The organism is Pseudoflavonifractor intestinihominis (assembly GCF_040096055.1).
Lineage (GTDB): Bacteria > Bacillota > Clostridia > Oscillospirales > Oscillospiraceae > Pseudoflavonifractor > Pseudoflavonifractor intestinihominis.
The window spans coordinates 1-19,179 of the sequence record NZ_JBBMFK010000004.1; the positions used below are offsets into that span (position 1 = coordinate 1).

Genomic DNA, 19,179 nt, shown 5'->3' on the forward strand with positions numbered 1-19,179 from the left:
TTGTGTTTGGGCTCCAGGCACCGCCGGGCTGTGGCAGTGGGAGGTGGTATCATGAGCAAGTACATCCAGCGTGTCCGGCTCGGACACATCAAGCGACTGGCCCTGGTCACCGGCGGGGGCCGGAGCCTGGAGCAGGTCAAGGCGGCGGAGCAGCCCGACCTCATCTGCAACGCCGGATTTTTCGAGTACATCGGCAAGCCCACCCACCACCTGAAGGCAGACGGGGTGGTGCGGGCAAAAGAGAGCTGGGGCTGCTGGGGCTATGCCTGGGACTCCGGCGGCGATATCGCACTGACCGCGCTGCCCGCCGATGAGCGGGCCAACTACATCGGCGGCTATGAGCTGCTCACCCCCATGGTGGGCATCCAGGACGCCCTGAGCTACGGCGCGGAGCTGGGCAGCCGCCGGGGCCGCACGGCCATGGCCCTGGACGGGGAGCACCTGATCCTGTACGTCTCCGGCGACGGCACGGCGGACGCGGCCACCCCCGAGGAGCTGCGGGCGGAGCTGTACGCCCTGGGGGCGGAGACGGCCGTCATGCTGGACGGCGGCGGCAGTGCTCAGTGCGACTTTGGCGGCGGCCAGGTCATCGACTCCACCCGCCCGGTGGACAGCTACCTGTGCGTCTGGCTGGACAGCGACAACGAGGAGGACCATATGGACAAGACCTATTATACCGTGACGCCCAGCGTGGGCGTCAACATCCGCAGCGGTCCCGGCACCAGCTACGGTAAGGTGGGAGCCTACGCCCAAGGAGCCGTCGTGGCCGTCCTGGAGGAGCGGAACGGCTGGGGGCGTACCGACATGGGCTGGGTGTCCATGGAGTATCTGGAGCCGGCGGAGATGGCCCAGCGGGTCACCGACAACGGCATCACCATCCAGCAGAACATGATTCCAGCCGGACGGCGCAACAGACCCGGCGGCAGCAACCCGGACACCTACATTACCATCCATGAGACGGGCAACACGTCCGCCGGCGCGGATGCCGAAGACCATGGCAAGTATCTGGCCAGCAGCGCCGGTGAGGCCTCTCTCACCAGCTGGCACTACACCGTGGACGACCATGCCATTGTCCAGCACATCCCCGATGGGGAGACGGCCTACCATGCCGGCGACGGCGCCGCCGGCCCCGGAAACGCCCAGAGCATTGGCATTGAAATCTGTGTCAACTCGGACGGCGACTTTGAGAAGGCCAAGGCCAACGCCGCCGCTCTGGTGCGGCTGCTCATGGCCGAGCACAGCATCCCGCTGGCCAACATCAAGCAGCACCACGACTGGAACGGCAAGAACTGCCCCGCCACCATCCGGGCCACCCCAGGGGCGTGGGAGGAGTTCCTGGCTCTGTGCAGCGAGGGGAGCGGCCAGGAAGAACCGGAGGAGCCCCAGCAGCCCGCAGCGGACACGCCTGCCGACTGGGCGGCGGAGGCCTGGGCATGGGCACAGGCCATGGGTCTGCTGGACGGCACCCGGCCCACAGCCAACATCACCCGCCAGGAGGTGGCGGTATTTGCATGGAGGCTCTACCAGGCCGTCAAGGCCGGAAAGTAGGAGGTACATATTATGGAAAACATCTTTGCCGCATTTGCGGACAAGGCCAATCTCATCTGGGGCGCCGTCCTGACGGGGATGTCCTATGCCTTCGGCGCACACTGGCCACTGTTTGCTTTCTTCTTTGTGCTCAATGTGGTGGACTACGTCTACGGCGTCCTCAAGGCCAGAGCGACCGATACCATGAGCTCTGCCAAGGGCGCAAAGGGGATTATCAAGAAGGTGTCCTACTGGGTGCTCATCGCTCTGGCCTTCGGTGTCTCCTGTGTGTTCATCGATGTGGGCACCGTGCTGGGCCTGGACCTGTCCTTCCTCCAGCTCATCGGCTGGTTCATTCTGGCCATTTACATCATCAACGAGCTGACCAGCATCGTGGAGAACATGGTGGCTCTGGGCGTGGACGTGCCTGACATCCTCCTCAAGGGCCTGGCCGCCGCCAAGACGGCGGTGGACGAGGCAGGCAATAAAGTGGTGCCGGCAGATGACAGCGGTGTTCAGTCGAAGACTAAGAACGAATAAAGCGCAAACCCCCGCCAGAACATTCCGGCGGGGGTTTGATTTGTTATTAATTCATTATTTATGTGTATTGTAACGAATGAATAAAAGTTTGGTTATCTGTGCAAATTTTTACTTGTGGAATATAAAACTATCTAAAACGTGCGGAAGGTTTTTCTTTTTCTTAATGATTCTTTAAGCTTTGGGGCAGGGTTTTCTAAAGATTAGCGGGCTATACTCAGACCTGTAAAGAGGAAAAGACAGGCAACGACAGGAGGGTTGGACATGAAGGTCCTGATTCTGACGGGAAAATTCGGCATGGGCCACTGGTCGGCCTCCCAGTCTCTGGCGCAGCAGTTCCAGGACGAGGAGCCCGGTACGGAGGTCAAGGTGCTGGACTTTATCGATTACGCCGTACCCAGCGCCTCTGAGGCGTGGTACAAGGGATTTTCCCTGCTGGTCACCCACGGCAGCGGGATTTACAATACTTATTACAAGATGACCGAGAACATGGAGAGCGACGCCCATCCGCCCTTCGAGTGGCACTTCCTGGACCGTCTGTCCACCCTGCTGGGGGAGGAGGAGCCCGACATGGTGGTGGCCACCCATCCCCTCTGCGCCCAGCTGGTGTCCCGCTACAAGCAGGAGACCGGCGCGGCGCTGCCTCTGGTCACCTGCATCACTGATCTGTCCGTCCACGGCGAGTGGATCAACAGCGGCACCGACTGCTATCTGGTGGGCACCCCCGAGCTGCGGGAGCGGCTGGCCAGGAAGGGCGTGGACCCGGCCATCATCGTGGCCACCGGCATCCCGGTGAAGGCCCAGTTCAAGACCACCCCCCACCGCCGGGACGGCCAGCGGCGGCACCTGCTCATCATGGGCGGCGGCCTGGGCCTGCTGCCCCGGAAGGACCGGTTCTATGAGGAGCTCAACGCCCTGCCCGGGGTGGAGACCACCATCATCGCCGGCCGGAACGAGAAGCTGCGAGAACGGCTGGACGGGAAGTACGAGCACATCCATGTGGTGGGGTACACCGACCGGGTGTACGACTACATGGCCCAGGCGGATCTGATGCTCTCCAAGCCCGGCGGCATCACCATGTTTGAGAGCATTTTTTCCGAACTGCCCCTGCTGACCTGGGAGCCCTTCCTCCAGCAGGAGATCAACAACGCCCGGTTCCTGCTCCGCGCCGGCATCGGCGCCGTGGCGGCCAAGGAGATCGAGGACTGCCTGGAGGCGATCCGCGATCTGATCTACGACCGGGAGAAGCTCTCGGCCATGGCGGACAATATGCGCCGCCTGAAGGGCCAGCTGGCGGAGAACAGCCTGGGCGCCATTCTGGAGACCCTGCGTGTGATGAAGGGAGCGTGCGCGTGATGAAGAAAAGGAAATCTGCGGGGCGCTTTGCGGCCCTGACCGTCCTGGCCGCGCTGCTGGTCCTGGCGGGGCGGCTGGCGTGGGGCTGGAGGCAGGTGCACACCCATGAGTAAGGGAAAACGTCTGGCGGGAGGCATCCTGCTGCTGGGGCTCATTGCCCTGACCTTTTACCTGCTGCTGCGCAATCAGCCGGTCTCCCAGCTGCTGGAAGTGCTGGGCCGGGTGAAGCCGGGCTATGTGGTCCTGGGCCTGGGGCTGATGTTCGTCTTTGTGGGCAGCGAGGCCATGTGCTCCAAGCTGATCCTGGGCCGCCTGGGCCATCCGCTGCCCTACCGCCGCTGCCTGGGCTTCTCCTTTGTGGGGTTCTACGTCAGCTCCATCACCCCCTCCGCCACCGGCGGCCAGCCCGCCCAGATCTACTACATGAGCAAAAACGGCGTGCCCCCCGCCCACGGGGCCCTGAACATGATGATGATCGCCGTGTGCTACCAGGTGACCGTGCTCCTGTACGCAGCCGTTACGGCCATTGCCATGCCGGGCCTCATAACCGCCATGGGCCCCGGCATGGGCCTGCTGCTGCTCTACGGCGGGGTGGTCATGCTGGCCCTCACCGCCGGGATGCTCTGCTTCATGTTCCTGCCCAACGCCGCCCGGCGGCTGATGAACGGCCTGCTGAACCTGGGCGCCCGGCTGCGGCTGGTCCGGGACCGGGCCGCCGCGGCGGAGAAGCTGGAGCGGCAGATGGCTGAGTACCGCTCCGGCGCGGAGTGCTTTAAGAAAAACGCCGCTCTGGTGCCCGTGCTGCTGGGTCTGAACCTGGTGCAGCTCACCGCCCTGTTCCTGGTGCCCTTTGTGGTGTATAAGGCCTTCGGCCTGAGCGGCCACGGGGCCATGGAGCTGGTGGGCGCCCAGGCCCTGCTCACCCTGGCCACCTCCTCGCTGCCCCTGCCCGGCGCGGTGGGCGCCACCGAGGGCGGCTTTGTCACCCTGTTCGCCCTGTTTTTCGGCACCTCCCTGGTGACGCCGGCGGTACTGGTGTCCCGGGGCATCAGCTTTTACGCCTTCCTGCTCCTCAGCGGCTGCGTCACCCTGGCGGTCCACCTGTCCACCAAGCGCCGCAACAGCGAAAAAAACACATGCGCAGCGGCTGCGGGGCTGAATAGAGTGGTCCCCGCCGCGTAAGACGGTGCAGAGAGAAGCATTTCCACCGCAGCAGGTGGAAAAAGAGCGGACAAAATGGGAAAATACAGGTAAAACAGAACCTGTTTTCACAGATTGCCTCTGAAATGCCCTCGGAGAAAGGATTATTTTTACAGCGGAAACGGCCGTGCCCTCTTGTGGGGCACGGCTTTTTTCGCTATAATAGAGAAGAAAATGCCGCGCTGGTCCGGTGCGGCAGCGCGGCCGCTTTTATGGGCCCGGTCCTCAGGGACAGGGTCAAGAGGGAGTGGGGAGCGGCTGCGGAGAACAAAGCAGAAAAAGGGAGGACTTTTTCTTATGAAGTATCTGGGCATTGACCTGGGCGGCATCAATGTGGCGGCCGCCGTAGTGGATGAAGCGGGCACCATTCTCAGCCGGGGCAAGATCTCCACGCCCCGTACCGGCGCGGAGGCCGTTGCCGCCGCCATGGCCGAGGCGGCCCGGCAGGCGCTGACCGCCGGCGGTTTCACCATGGATGATATTGCGTCGGTGGGCATCGGATCCCCCGGCGTCATTGACCCCAAGAACGGCATCGTGGAGTACTGGTCCAACCTGGACTTCCACAACGTGCCCCTGGCCGACATGCTCAAGGCCCGCCTGGGCAAGGAGGTCTACATCGAGAACGACGCCAACGCCGCGGCTCTGGGCGAGTATGCCGCCGGCGCGGGCAAGGGCAGCCAGTCCATGGTGGCCATCACCCTGGGCACCGGCGTGGGCGGCGGCGCCGTGCTGGACGGCAAGCTGTACACCGGCTTCAACTACGCCGGTCTGGAAGTGGGCCACTTCGTCATCGAGTACAACGGCCGGCTGTGCACCTGCGGCCGCCGGGGCTGTTTTGAGACCTACGCCTCCGCCACCGCCATCATCAAGCGGGCCCGGGAGCGGATGCAGGACAACCGGGAGACCCTGCTGTGGAAGCTGGCCGACGGCGACCTGGACAAGGTGGAGGCCCGCACCGTGTTTGACGCGGCCTCCCAGGGGGACCTGCTGGCCAAGGAGCTGGTGGAGGAGTACCAGTCCTATCTGGCCTGCGGCATCACCAGCCTGATCAACATCTTCCAGCCCGAGATCTTCTGCGTGGGCGGCGGTGTGGCCGGCGCCGGCGAGACCCTGATGGGGCCTGTGCGGGCCATCGTGGACCGGGAGGACTACGCCCGGGACAGCAAGCGCCGCACCATCCTCACTCTGGCCCAGCTGGGCAACGACGCGGGCATCATCGGCGCGGCCCTGCTGCCCCTGTTCCGCTGAGACGGGCACCAAACTCCAGACTGAACCACCCGGGGCGGACGCCGCAGAGCGCGGCGTCCGCCCTTCTGCCGTATTTTGCCCGGCAGCGGGAAGATTGCCTTGCAATTTCAGGCAGAACCCGGTATACTGAATTCCAAATATATGAAGCCCAAGGAGGAAACGATTCCATGGACATACCTGTGCCTCTTCTCATCGGCGGCGCCGAGGACGGCGGGACGGACGGCGGCCGGGAGAGCACCTGGCTCCCCGGGCACCGGGAGAAGCTGAACCTGCTCCAGCGGTCCTGGGCCGCGGCCGGCTGCGGCGCGGTGGCGGCGCCCACCTTTCGGGGCAACCGGTTCCGCCTGCCCCGCCGGGACGGGGAGGAGGACGTGCGTGGGTACAACCGCACCCTGGTGGAGCTGACCCGCCGGGCGGTGGGGCCGGAGGTCCTGGTGGCCGGGGGCATGGGGCCCGCCGGGCAGGAGCTGGAGCCCTTCGGCGACGTGACCTTTGAGGAATTGGTGACGGCCTATGCCGAACAGGCCGCCGCCCTGGAGGAGGCGGGCGTGGACCTGTTCCTGCTGGCGGAGGGCATGACCATGGCCGAGGAGCGGGCCGCCATGCTGGCGGTGGGACAGGCCTCGGGGAAGCCGGTGGTGGTGCTGGCCCGCTGCGACGAGGAGGGGCGCACGGAGTCGGGCACCGACGTGCTGGCCGCCCTGATCGTGATGCAGGGCATGGGCGCGGCCGCCTTCGGGCTGTCCTGCGGCGAGGGGGCGGAGGTGCTGCTGGAGCAGCTCCAGCGGCTGACGCCCTACGCAACCATCCCTCTGGCGGTGGTGGCGGACAGCGCCATGCCCGCGCCCCAGACGCTGGCAGAGGCGGGGGTTCGGGTCTTTGCCTGCGGCGGAGGCATCAGCGGCGAGGGCGTGGCCGCCCTGAGCCGGGACCTGGAGCAGGTGGACCTCTCCCGCTTTGTGCCGCCGGAGCGCGACCCGGACGTGATCCCCTGCGCCAGCGAGAAGGAGGCCCGGTTCATCACCCCCGACGTGGACGTAGGGGAGACCATCGAGTGTACCCCCGACCTGATGGAGGAGATCTTGGAGGCGGAGGAGATCTGTCCCCAGGGGGCGCTGAAGATCGCCATTCTGGAGGAGGACGACGTGGCCGTCTTTGCGGAGAACCAGTACGCCATCCGGGATGCCCTGTGCCTGTGGTCCGACGTGCCCGAGCTGCTGGAGCAGGCCCTGCGGGTGTACCAGGGCCGGGCCTTCTGGGACGGCACCGGCGACCTGGAGCCGGAATTCCTGGCCGAGATGGCGAAAAAATACGGCCTGGTCCTGCTTTAATAGAAAAAGAACTCTTTTGCCCCGCCGGATGTGCCTGTAATGGGACACGCCCGGCGGGGCATTTTGCTGTTTTCAGCGCAGCTGTTTTGGCGAAAATGACCAAAACAGCTGCGCTTTTTCTTGACCGCTTTGACCGTTTCGGGCGGCAAATAAACCGCTTGAGACAAAACCGCGCCGAACCGGCGGTAAATATCTATACTGACAGACAGAACGTGTCGCGGGAGACATGCTCCGCGGCACGGAGGGCGGACGGCCCTCTGAACTTTTGACGGAGGAGGAAGAGAAAGAGGAACATCCTGGCACAACAAGAACAAGCAGAGGAGGACGTATATGAAAAGAAAAGCGGCAATCTTGCGCGGCGTGGCCGGAATCATGGCGTTTCTGTTTTTCCTGTGCACCGCCGCAACCACGCTGACCTTCCACTATGCGGGCGTCATCAACCAGGCCCTGGGCGTCTCCACCACCCAGATCATCCACAGTGACGACGCCGCGGCGGCCGACGCGGTGGTCTACGACAACGAGTACGGCACCGACCCCAACAACAACCAGGCGGCCCTGATGCTGGAGATGGACGTGGCCGCCGAGAACATCAAGCAGGCCGAAGAGGGCACCGTGCTCCTGACCAACAACGGGGCTCTGCCTCTGGCGGAGGGGGCCGGCGTGACCATCTTCGGCAACGGCGCGTTCCACCCCATCGGCACCTCCACCCGCACTCCCTTTGAGTCCATCGTGGCCTCCACCCTGACCTCCGCCCTTCAGGACGCCCTGGGCGCGGAGAACGTGAACGCCACCCTGGGCGACACCGCCTACGCCGACCTGGGCACCACCAGCATCACCTCTGTGGTGGAGGCCCCCATCGCCGACGTGAAGGCCCAGGAGAGCTCCTGGCAGAGCAGCTGCAACGACGCGGCCATCGTGGTCCTGTCCCGGGCGGGCAGCGAGAGCAACGACGCATCCCTCTACAACGACGACGGCAACCACTACCTGGGCCTGTCCGACAACGAGGCCGATCTGATGGCCTACCTCCAGAGCCAGAAGGAGGCCGGCGTGTTCGGCTCCATCATCGTGCTCATCAACTCCGAGCAGGCCATGGAGCTGGACTGGCTGGACGACTACGGCGTGGACGCCTGCATGCTGGTGGGCCGTCCCGGCGCGGTGGGCTACACCGGCGTGGTCAACCTGATGGTGGGCGCCGCCAATCCCTCCGGCCGCGTGGTGGACACCTACGCCGCCAACTCCCTGTCCGCTCCCGCCGTCACCTATGCGGGCAACAACACCCAGCAGTGGTCCAACCTGGACTGGGTGGCCGCCAATGACGCGGACTGGGGCGCCGACGGCACCTCGGAGAGCAACTGGATCCTCTACGCCGAGGGCATCTACACCGGCTACAAGTACTATGAGACCCGCTACGAGGACACCGTCCTGGGTGCGGGCAACGCCTCCAGCGCCGTGGGCTCCTCCACCGGCGGAGCCTGGAGCTACACCGACGAGGTGGTGTTCCCCTTCGGCTACGGCCTGAGCTACACCACCTTTGAGCAGACCCTGGACGGCGTGGAGTACGACCCCAACACCGACTCCTACCTGGTGGAGGTCACCGTGACCAACACCGGCGACGTGGCCGGTATGGACGTGGTGGAGGTCTATGCCCAGACCCCCTACGGCGACTACGAGAAGCAGAACAACGTAGAGAAGGCGGCCGTCCAGTTTGTGGGCATGGGCAAGACCGGCACCCTGGAGCCGGGCGCCAGCGAGACCGTCACCGTTGAGGTGGACCGCTACTTCCTGGCCAGCTACGACACCTACGGCGCCGCCGGATACATCCTCAGCGCGGGGGACTACTACCTGGCCATCGGCACCAGCGCCCACGACGCGCTGAACAACATCCTGGCCGCCAAGGGCTGCACCACCGCCAACGGTATGGACTACGACGGCGACGCCGCCAAGACCCACACCTGGAACCAGGCCGAGCTGGACACCGAGAGCTATGACCTGTCCCGGTTCACCGGCGTGGAGGTCACCAACCTCTTTGACAAGGCCGACATCAACTACTACGACTACGACTTCACCTACCTCTCCCGCTCCGACTGGGAGGGCACCTACCCCGCCGAGGCCATCAAGGTGGCCATGACCGAGGAGATGCTGGAGGACATGATCCCCGACTGGTACAACGCCTCGGAGTACGACACCGGCGAGACCTTCACCACCGGCGCGGACACCGGCCTGACCTTCGCCGACCTGTACTACACCGGCTTTGACGACGAGGAGACCTGGAACGCCTTCCTGGACCAGCTGTCCATCGACGAGATGCTCAGCCTGATCTCCGACAACGACGGCTACGACCCCATCGAGAGCGTGGGCATGCCCGGCGCCAACCGCACCGACGACAACACCGGCATCGGCAACCTGGTGTGCAACAATGCCAGCTGCATCGGCTGGGTGTCCGAGGTCACCACCTCCCGCACCTGGAACACCGAGCGGTTTGACCAGCGGGGCCGCCTGCTGGGCATTGAGTCCCTGTTCTGCGGCGCCACCGAGATCTGGTACGGCGGCGGCGACCTGCACCGCACCCCCTTCGGCGGGCGCAACCACCAGTACTGGTCTGAGGACGGCAACTTCGGCTACATCGTGGGCACCCACGAGGCCGCCGCTATGCAGGCCGTGGGCACCACCTTCTGCATCAAGCACTTCGCCCTCAACGACCAGGACTACGCCCGTGACGGCGTGGCCACCTTCACCAACGAGCAGGCCCTGCGTGAGAACTATCTCCGGGCCTTTGAGGGGGCCTTCTGTGAGGGCGGCGCCCTGAGCGTCATGACCGCATTCAACCGCATCGGCTGCGTGCCCAACAACGCCAACCCCGCCCTGCTGGACGGCGTGCTCCGGGGCGAGTGGGGCTTCAAGGGCCACGTCACCTCCGACGGCTACTCCTCCTACGCCTACAAGAACCACTTCGCCGAGTTCCTGGTCACCGGTCAGGACTACTACTGCCTGGACGCCGGCGCCTACCGCAACGCCATCCAGGGCCTCATCGACGGCGGCGACACCGCCATCCTCTCCTACCTGCGTGAGGCCGCCAAGCACGACCTGTATGTCCTCAGCCGGACCTGGTCGGTCAACGGCCTGACCAGCGGCAGCACCATCCTCACCATCGTGCCCGGCTGGCAGAAGGCCCTGCTGATCGCCACGGCGGTGCTGGGCGTGGGCTTTGTGGTCTGCACCGCCGCCAGCGCCGTCATGGTGTACAAGAAAAAGCACACTGCGGAGGTGAAGTAAGGTATGAAGGGAAAAAGCATCAGCGCGAAGCTGAGCCTGATCGCCGCGGCGGTCAATCTGGTTGCTCTGGTCGCGTTTATCATCTACGGCGCCATCTACAGCTATATGGACTCCATCGTGGTCCTGGCCCTTCTGCTGGGCGCGGTCTGCGGACTGGCCTATGCCCTGGTGGACAAGAAGGCCACCGAGTTCCTCAACCTGGTCCAGGTGCTCCTGGTGTCCTACGGCGTGGGCCTGTTCTTCCTCAACAGCTACCCCGTCTGGGCCGACCGGCTCAACAACATCACCATGTACGGCGCCCGGGGCTCCCTGGTGCCTGTGGTGGCCATCATTCTGCTCTGCTTCGCCACGGCCATCCTGGGGATTGCCTCCTGCTTCACCAGAAAGGAGGCGGCTTGAATGAAACCGCGTAAACTTCTCAGCCTGCTGCTCACGGCGGGCGTGCTGGGCCTGCTGTGCACCTCCTGCGCCACCACGGCCCTGGACAACATCAACACCTACTACGACGAGGTGGGGGCCGTCATGGACGACTGGTTCGCCAGCAGCACCTCCGCCGGCGGCTCCGCCACGGAGAGCCAGAGCACGGCCGCCAAGCTGGATGCCCCTGCCGACTTCACCCTCAGCGAGAACGGGGACTACTCCTTCACCGGCGTGGCCAACGCGGACTACTACCTGGTCTACTTCTGCGCCCCCGACGCCACCGGCGACAGCGACCCCTTCCTCTTCTCCAGCAACTCCATCGCCGCCACCGGCACCGGCGGCGAGACCTACTCGGGCAACATCGACGACCTGGTCCAGTACGGCTACGGCGAGTACCTGGTGAAGGTGTTCGCCTTCCCCAGCCTGAACGACTCCGCCCACGCCATGTCCACCGCCGCCACCGCCACCTACTCCTTCTCCGGCGCCCAGGACGCCCCGGTGGTGGATTACCTGTGGAACACCTTTGACGGCACCGTTGACGTCCAGGTGTCCAACATTGCCGACTACATGTACCAGGTCTACCCGGACACCGTGGAGGTGACCTTCACCAACACGGCCCACGCCGCCGACGCGGTGGTGGTCACGGTGGAGGACCTGTCCGCCGACCACTACAACGCCGTCTCTGACGCCCTGACCCCGGGCGCCACCTATGACATCACCGCGGTGGCCCACAGCGAGAGCGCCTTTGTCACCAATCCCACCTCGGACACCACCCAGGTGGCCCAGGGCGTCACCTTTGACGGCCACAACGTGATCTCCGCCAACTACTACTACACCGACGGCATTGCCCGCAACTCCTTCAGCTATCCCCAGTACGTGGACCGCTTTGACCTGACCAACGGCGGCGTGTTCAACTGCGGCAACAGCTCCATCAGCTTCAACTTCACCGCCACGCCCACCGCCGCCTCCGCCGGATCCGCCTACACCTACAGCATGACCAGCGACAACCGCCCCTTTGCCATCAAGGACGGCCCCCTGGAGCTGTACACCGACGGCACCTTCCGCTTTGACCAGTACAGCGAGATGCCGCCCCAGGGCCCCTCTCACATTGAGGGCATCTGGACTGACAACGGGGATGGCACCGCCAACCTGAGCTTCGACCACTCCACCCTGCGCACCTCTCTGGACCCGGACTATTGAGCCTGGAGGCACAAAAACTCCCCGCCGCACACTGCGGCGGGGAGTTTTGCTGTGTCAGGGCAGGGGAATGGAGATGCTCAGCAGGAACAGGTGGTCCTCAGCGCTGATGGCCAGGTGGCCGCCGTACTTCTTCACGGTGTAGCCGATGGAGCGGATGCCGAAGCCGTGGTCCGCCTTGTCCGCCTTTGTGGTGGCCGGAATGCCGTTTTCAAAGCGGAGCTCCTTCTCATAGTAGTTCTCAAACTGGATGAGCAGCAGGCCGCTCTTGCTCCACACCGACACGGCGATGGCCCGCTTCTCCGGGTCGGTCAGGCCGCTGACGCTCTCAATGGCGTTGTCGATGGCGTTGCCGAAGATGGTGTACACGTCCACGTCGTCCAGGAAGGAGAGCCGCCGTCCGTCGGCCATGCAGGTCATGGTGATCTGGTGGGCGCCGCAGTACAGGCTCTTCTCGGTGAGCACTGTGTCCAGCACCCGGCTGCCCGTCTCCAGGGTGGAGTCGTAGATCTGGATGGAGCGCTCGATCTCGGACAGGTGGGCCTCCCGCTGTTCCTCCGAGGAGATGTTCCGCAGGGCGGCCACCTGGTGCTTCAGGTCGTGGCACTTGCGGTTGATGATGTCGATGGTCTCCTGGGTGAGTTCGTACTGCTCCCGCTGCTGGCGGGCGAGCTGCTGCTGGAGCACCAGCTCCCGCTCCAGCCGGGAGCGGTTGCGCTGGTTGACCTGCCCCCAGAACATGGACACGCAGCAGAAGATGCCGTACAGATGGCACACGATGCTGATGCCCGGATTGCCCGCCGCCAGGGTCTGGGCCACGGTGCTGAGGAGCCACACCACCGCCAGGGTGCCGATGGAGGAGAACAGGGTCTGGTGTACGTCCACGTCGTACCGGCCGCCGCCGGCCAGGTTCCGGCCGAAGAGAAAGTAGAGCAGGACAAAGACCGGGGGATAGATCAGAAAATAGGGGAGGGAGAGACCGGGCGGATTCTCCCAGGACACGCCGGGGAGCAGGGCCCGGATAATGGAGTAGACGGCGTAGGCGATGTGCTGGCAGGCGTACCCGCACACGCCGCAGTACACGGCGTCGGTCACCGGCAGGTCGCAGCACAGCCACACCAGGGCGATGACTACCAGCAGCTCCAGCAGGTAGCTGAAGGTGCCATGGGGGATGAGGCAGGAGAGGGCCAGGGAGGCGGGGATACCCAGTGCCAGCTTGACCCACAGGTGGGGGCGCTTGGCCAGGGGGATGGCGAAGAGCCCGCAGGCCAGCAGCAGGTCCCGGGTCTGTATGGTCTGCTTGAGAAAATTGTCCACTAAGTCGAGAAATTCCATCTACCGGCCCCCTTTTCCATAGTATTCGGTCACCGCCAGGAGGAATTCCTCCTTCTTCCTGCGGCTCATGAGCAGCTCGTCGCCCCCGGCCACGACCACTCGGTCGCTCTTGATGAGCTGGATGTGGCGCAGGTTGACCAGATAGCCCTTGTTGCACCGGGCAAAGTGCTGACCCTCCAGCTCTTCCTCCAGCTCCTGGAGGGTGCCCCGCATGGTGTATACCCCCTGGGCGGTATGAATTTGGAGCCGGTGGTCCGCCACCTCCGCGTAGCGGATGTCCGAGGCGGAGATCTTCTGCATCCCCTCCTGAGTGGGGACCATCAGGCTCTTCTGGGCCCGGCTGTGGAGGTAGGAGAAGGCCTTTTTCAGCTTGAGGGACAGGGAGAAGTAGTTCACCGGCTTGAGCATGAAGCCCAGGGCCTCCACCTCGTAGCCGCTGATGGCGTACTTGGCCATGTTGGTGATGAAGAGGATGAGCACCTCGCTGTCCGCGCGGCGGATCTTCTGGGCGGCGGTCATGCCGTCCAGGTGGGGCATCTCGATGTCCAGAAGGATCAGGTCGTAGATGGGGCGGTACTCCTCCACCAGCTCCAGGCCGTCGGGGAACCACCGGACCTCCAGCTCCTCGCCGTTCTCCCGGCCGTACCGGTCCAGGTACTCCCGCAGCTGCCGGGCGCAGGCCTCGTCGTCCTCCGCGATGGCGATTCGGAACACAAAATCCCTCCTCTCCACAAAAAATCAGCCTTTTGGTCAGAATTTGTACATCTTGACCGTCTTTCCCATCTGCTTGAGACAGTCGGAGAGCTGGTCGGCGATCTGCATCTTCCGGTCGAATCCGATGGGCAGGCCGGCGGCCTGGTGGGCCGGGTTGACCGCCCGGCCGATGTACAGGTTGACGTGGGTGGCGTCCTCAAAGAGAATCCGGGCGGCCAGGGAGGCCCCGTCCTTTTTATAGCCCCACTGGCTGTACCGGGCGTTGTCCCCCAGGTAGTCCCTGGCGTACTCCACCACCCGCCCCAGGGTGACCACCCCCTCGGTGACCAGGTCCACCCCCTCCAGCCTGGCTGTGGGCGGGATCTCCGGGTCCACGTAGGCGGGGAGGGTGGTGTCCAGCTCACGGCCCAGGTGCCGGGCGGCTAGGGCAGAGGTGGTGCCGCCGGAGACGATGTGCTTGCCCGGCTCGGCGAAAAAGGCGGTGAGCATGGCCTCCTCGTCGTCCGGGTCACGGGAGGGGCCCAGCATCAGGCTGACGGTCTGCCGCCGCCGGAGCCGGACGGTGCACACCGTAGTGTCGTCCCCGGGCCGCTCGCCGTAGAGCCGCTTGCACTCTCCGGCCAGAACGGAGGACACGGTCTTGGCGGTGGCGTGGGGGTCGTACATGGTCTCCAGAAACTGGCCGATGGCCCACCGGTCCCAGGTCAGGTCCAGCACCGGCCCCACGCTGGCGTGGAGGGCCCCGTCGCTGAAGGCCACAAAGGTGTCGTTTTCCATCAGGTCAAGGCTGGCCTGGTAGATCTTCTTGCCGTCGATCTCCACCATGTCCTGGGGGTAGGCGTAGGGGTGGCCGTCCCGCAGGAGGATGACGTGGGGGTTGTCGTACTGGATAATCTGGGCTGTCTTGCCCCCGGCAAAGCGCAGGATGGTGAAGGTGGAGTAGGCCACCTGCCGCTCCGAGCACACCGGCAGGGTGGCGGCAATGGTGTCCACGCAGTCGGCCAGGGACAGGCCGTTGGCCATCATGGTGGAGATGATCTTGGCCGTCAGGGTGGACAGGATGCTGGCCTTCACGCCCGAGCCCAGCCCGTCGGCCAGCACCACCACCAGGCTGCCGTCTCCGCCGTCCACGATCTCCACGTGGTCGCCGCACAGCTGCTCGCCGAATTTGTTCAGGCTCACATAGCCCACGTCGGGAATCAGTTCACTCATGGCCCAGGCTCTCCTTCAGCTTGGTGAGGGCCACCTTGGTCTCCGCCGCCGTCTCCCCCAGCAGGGAGGCGATCTCCTGGACGGTGCGCATCTGCTTGGCGATGACGTTGTCCGCCACCTCCAGGGTGATGGCGTTCACCGCCTCCCGGCGCTCCCGCTCCCGCTCCTCGGCGGTGATGTCCCGCATGATGCAGATGAGGATATGGTAGCCCTCGTCGTAGGTGACCATCTGCTCCACATATTTGTCATAATCCTGGAGGTAGAGGCATTTCTGGTGGTAAGGGCGGCCCAGCTGGAGGGTCTCCGCGTAGACCTCCGGGGCCAGGAGCCCCCCGGGCTGGGTGCCCTTCAGCTCCTCCGGCCCGGCCCCCAGCAGACGGCAGGCCGCGTCGTTGACCTGCTGGATGACCAGGGTGTCGTCAAAGACCACGATGGCGTTGGGGGTGTTCTGGATGATGTGGTCGGAGAAGGACTCGGCCCGCTCCTTCAGGTAGGGCAGGCACATGGTGATGTCCGCCTTGCCCGCCAGCACGGCCGCCGCCTTCTCCCGGCAGGTGTCGTACCCGCAGGTGCCGCAGTTGAGCTCGTCGGAGGGACGGGTTTTGCCCATCTGCCGCAGCACCTCCTCAATGGCGGCGCTGCCCGGCTTGACCTGTCCGCTGAGCAGCAGGGGAAAGCGCTTGTTCATCTTCTCCGGCGGCAGGGGCTCGAAGGGGAAGTCGGCGGGGCCGGCGTACCGGTCCACGGTGACAAAGTCCCGCACCGCAGCCCGGCGGTTCTTGCCCATGGCCGGACCGCCGATGCAGCTGCCGGGACAGGCGGACATCTCGATGAAGCACTTGCCCATCCGGCCCTCGGCGATGTCCCGCAGGGCGGTGATGCAGTTGTCGATGCCGTCCACCGCCAGGTAGGCGTAGTCCGGGTTCCGCTCCGCCATGGTGCGCAGGATGCCGCCGGTGGTGGGGAAGAGCCGGGCCCGGCTCTCCTGGTTGCCGTCAGTCCCCTGCTCCAGGGTCACGCCTGACTGCTCCAGCCAGGCGGACAGCTCCTCAAAGGTGAGCACGCAGTCCACAATGCCGGGGTAGGACTCGGCCTCATCCTTTTTGGAGATGCAGGGGCCGATGAACACGGTGCGGCACCCGGGGTGCCGCCGCTTCAGGTCCCGGCAGTGGGCCTGCATGGGGGACACCACTTTGGCCAGGGCGGGCAGCACCTCGGGGAAGTGCTTCTGCACCAGCAGGTTCACCGTGTGGCAGCAGGTGGAGATGATGACCTGCTGTTCCCCGGCGGCGGTCAGGTGCTCGTACTCCGTCTTGACCATGGTGGCCCCCAGGGCGGTCTCCTCGGCCCCGGCAAAGCCCAGGGCCTTCAGGGCGTTCTCCATGGAGGAGATGGTCACCCCGTCCCAGGCGGCCACAAAGGAGGGGGCCACGCTGGCATACACCGGCGCGCCGCCGGCGAGCAGGGCCCGGGCGGCGGGCAGGTCGTCCCGCACCTCCTTGGCGTTCTGGGGGCAGGCCACAAAGCACCGGCCGCAGAGGATGCACTCGTCGGGGACGATGTTGGCCTGGTGGTCGGAGAACCGGATGGACTTGACGGGACAGTTGCGGATGCACTTGTAGCAGTTCTTGCAGTTGGACTTTTTCAGCCTGATATAGTCGTCCATGGGCCGCGCCTCCCCATAATTTCTTACGTTCAGTATATCGGCGGAAGGTACGCCTGTCAATTCACCTGTGTTCTTGCTGCGGCGGAGATTCTGACCGCAAGATAACGAAAGAAATGTGCAACAAATACAAAAAATAAAATAACTAATGGACGAAAATGCAAATAATTTGTCAAATTTAGCTTGTAAGAGGGTGAGAAAAATGTTATAATCTTGACAACCTGAACCGAGGGAAAGACAGCTCAGGAAAGAAGAAGGAGGAACACCTCAATGAATCTGAAAAAAGGAATCAGCCTCTTGCTCGGCTCCGCGCTCCTGGTGGGCATGCTGGCCGGCTGTAACAGCCAGCCCCAGAGCTCCGAGAACCCCAGCGGCAACCCCGCTCCTGCCGGCGCCTACACCGCCGGTACCTACACCGGCACTGCCGACGGCAACAACGGCCCTGTGACCGTTGAGGTCACCGTCAGCGACAGCGCCATCACCAGCGTGGTGGTGACCGAGCAGTCCGAGACCGAGAGCATCGCCGCCCCCGCCCTGGAGCGCATCCCCAAGGCCATCGTGGACAACCAGTCCCTGGGTGTTGACACCGTCAGCGGCGCCACCAACACCAGCAACGCCATCCTGACCGCCGTGGCCGCCGCCATCACCGAGGCCGGCGGCGACGTGGAGGCCCTCAAGCAGGTGCCCGTCCAGTCCGACGAGACCGAGACCACCGGCGACATGACCGCCGACGTGGTGGTCATCGGCGCGGGCGGCGCCGGCCTGTGCGCCGCCATCGAGGCCAAGGACCAGGGCGCCGGCACCGTCATCCTGCTGGAGAAGATGGCCTCCATCGGCGGCACCACCTTCACCTCCCAGGGCGTCATCGGCGCCTACGGCAGCGACCTGCAGAAGGAGATGGGCATTGAGCTCACCTTCGACGAGATGTACGACAACCTGATGAGCAACGCCTCCTACCATCTGGACCCGGTGCTCACCACCATCACCCTGGAGAAGAGCGGCGAGACCATCAACTGGCTGGCCGACCGGGTGGGTCTGAACTTCACCGACGTGAAGGTGGGCTACGGCCCCCTGCAGATGATGCACCAGGTGGACGGCGCGGGCGCCGGCATGGCCGAGCCCTTCAGCAAGACCCTGGACGACGCCGGCGTGGAGCTCATGCTGGAGACCAAGGCCACTGAGCTGGTCATGAACGCCGACGGCAGCGTGGGCGGCGTGAAGGCCGAGAAGGGCGGCAGCGAGTTCACCATCACCGCCAAGAGCGTGGTCATCTGCACCGGCGGCTACGCCTACAACCCCGAGCTCACCGCCCGCTTCACCCCCGAGCTGGCCGGCACCTTCGGCATCGGCTTCCCCGGCTCCACCGGCGACGGCATCATCATGGCCAGCAACGTGGGCGCCGCCACCACCCACACCGACGACATGATGTGCGTCCTCAAGGACTACACCATCATGGCCGAGCACAACGGCACCTCCGCCACCGCCAACAACAACGGCTTCATGGCCCTGCCCAACGTGATCATGGTGGGCGCCGAGGGCAAGCGCTTCGTCAACGAGAAGGACCAGGGCTACATGACCCAGAAGCTCAACAGCCCCGTGTTCGACCAGATGCACAAGGACGGCCTGGGCTACGTCTGGGCCATCTCCGACCAGGCCGCCATTGACGCCACCAACGGCAAGACCAAGCGCAACCTGGACCTGGAGTACGTCACCGGCAACACCATCGAGGAGTTCGCCGCCAACCTGGGCGTGGATGCCGCCGGGCTGGAGGAGACCATCAACAACTTCAACGCCTACGTGGACGCCGGCTATGACCAGGAGTTCCGCCGCACCGGCGACGAGCTGGCCAAGCTGACCGCCCCCTACGTGGCCATCCCCCTGGTGCCCTGCGAGATCATCACCTACGGCGGCATCGCCCGCAACGAGAACGCCGAAGTCATCCGGGCCGACGGCACCAGCATCCCCGGCCTGTACGTGGCCGGCGAGGCCAGCGCCAACAGCGCCTACATGGGCTTCACCCTGGCCAACTGCTTCGCCTGGGGCCGCATCGCCGGCGCCAACGCCGCGGCTTACGCCCAGTAATCCCAGTTCCTTTCTTACCGCCCCCGGCCAACCGCCGGGGGCGGTTTTCTGCGCATTTTTTGGATGGCGTGCGGAAAAATAATC

14 protein-coding genes are annotated in these 19,179 nt (G+C 64.8%); 10 read left to right on the forward strand and 4 right to left on the reverse strand.

From position 1 onward, the window contains the following. Positions 1 to 51 precede the first annotated feature (51 nt). The 9 genes from WMO64_RS03325 to WMO64_RS03365 all read left to right on the forward strand — a co-directional run bounded on the left by WMO64_RS03325 (position 52) and on the right by WMO64_RS03365 (position 12,092). Entirely contained in the window at positions 52 to 1,548 is a 1,497-nt protein-coding gene (locus tag WMO64_RS03325) for an N-acetylmuramoyl-L-alanine amidase (protein ID WP_349231005.1), read from the forward strand. A gap of 12 nt (positions 1,549 to 1,560) precedes the next feature. Continuing rightward, positions 1,561 to 2,067: a phage holin family protein gene (locus WMO64_RS03330; RefSeq protein ID WP_349231006.1), complete on the forward strand. Its 507-nt coding sequence runs from the start codon at positions 1,561 to 1,563 to the stop codon at positions 2,065 to 2,067. A gap of 261 nt (positions 2,068 to 2,328) precedes the next feature. Next, the gene (locus tag WMO64_RS03335; RefSeq protein WP_294519298.1) at positions 2,329 to 3,420 is read left to right on the forward strand and encodes an MGDG synthase family glycosyltransferase; all 1,092 of its coding nucleotides are present in this window, start codon (positions 2,329 to 2,331) and stop codon (positions 3,418 to 3,420) included. A 105-nt stretch (positions 3,421 to 3,525) separates the two neighbouring features. After that, entirely contained in the window at positions 3,526 to 4,602 is a 1,077-nt protein-coding gene (locus WMO64_RS03340) for a lysylphosphatidylglycerol synthase transmembrane domain-containing protein (RefSeq protein WP_349231007.1), read from the forward strand. A gap of 315 nt (positions 4,603 to 4,917) precedes the next feature. Then, entirely contained in the window at positions 4,918 to 5,868 is a 951-nt protein-coding gene (locus WMO64_RS03345) for an ROK family protein (protein WP_294519303.1), read from the forward strand. Positions 5,869 to 6,035: 167 nt separating this feature from the next. Then, positions 6,036 to 7,199 (forward strand): homocysteine S-methyltransferase family protein, encoded by a 1,164-nt coding sequence (locus tag WMO64_RS03350; RefSeq protein ID WP_294519306.1) that lies wholly within the window; start codon positions 6,036 to 6,038, stop codon positions 7,197 to 7,199. Positions 7,200 to 7,529: 330 nt separating this feature from the next. Further along, on the forward strand, positions 7,530 to 10,472 hold the full coding sequence (locus tag WMO64_RS03355; protein ID WP_349231008.1) for a glycoside hydrolase family 3 C-terminal domain-containing protein: 2,943 nt from the start codon (positions 7,530 to 7,532) through the stop codon (positions 10,470 to 10,472). Between the two features lie 3 nt (positions 10,473 to 10,475). Continuing rightward, a complete protein-coding gene (locus WMO64_RS03360) occupies positions 10,476 to 10,871 on the forward strand; it encodes a hypothetical protein (RefSeq protein ID WP_294519312.1) in 396 nt (131 codons plus the stop codon). Continuing rightward, a complete protein-coding gene (locus tag WMO64_RS03365) occupies positions 10,872 to 12,092 on the forward strand; it encodes a hypothetical protein (protein WP_349231009.1) in 1,221 nt (406 codons plus the stop codon). Positions 12,093 to 12,146: 54 nt separating this feature from the next. On the opposite strand, the gene WMO64_RS03370 is transcribed toward WMO64_RS03365, so the two are convergent. Genes WMO64_RS03370 through WMO64_RS03385 form a run of 4 tightly spaced genes read right to left on the reverse strand, consistent with a single transcriptional unit; the run spans position 12,147 to position 17,016 of the window. Continuing rightward, complete coding sequence (locus WMO64_RS03370; RefSeq protein ID WP_349231010.1) at positions 12,147 to 13,424, reverse strand: ATP-binding protein; 1,278 nt, start codon at positions 13,422 to 13,424, stop codon at positions 12,147 to 12,149. Then, positions 13,425 to 14,138, reverse strand: a complete 714-nt coding sequence (locus tag WMO64_RS03375) for a LytR/AlgR family response regulator transcription factor (protein WP_349231011.1) — start codon at positions 14,136 to 14,138, stop codon at positions 13,425 to 13,427. 36 nt (positions 14,139 to 14,174) lie between these two features. Further along, positions 14,175 to 15,350 (reverse strand): SpoIIE family protein phosphatase, encoded by a 1,176-nt coding sequence (locus tag WMO64_RS03380; protein WP_349231012.1) that lies wholly within the window; start codon positions 15,348 to 15,350, stop codon positions 14,175 to 14,177. Then, positions 15,343 to 17,016, reverse strand: coding sequence for a [Fe-Fe] hydrogenase large subunit C-terminal domain-containing protein (locus tag WMO64_RS03385; RefSeq protein ID WP_294519327.1), 1,674 nt, complete (start codon positions 17,014 to 17,016; stop codon positions 15,343 to 15,345). The genes WMO64_RS03380 and WMO64_RS03385 overlap by 8 nt, the downstream gene beginning before the upstream one ends. Before the next feature lie 267 nt (positions 17,017 to 17,283). On the opposite strand from WMO64_RS03385, the gene WMO64_RS03390 reads away from it, so the two are divergent. Then, on the forward strand, positions 17,284 to 19,095 hold the full coding sequence (locus tag WMO64_RS03390) for an FAD-dependent oxidoreductase (protein WP_349231013.1): 1,812 nt from the start codon (positions 17,284 to 17,286) through the stop codon (positions 19,093 to 19,095). Positions 19,096 to 19,179: the final 84 nt, after the last annotated feature.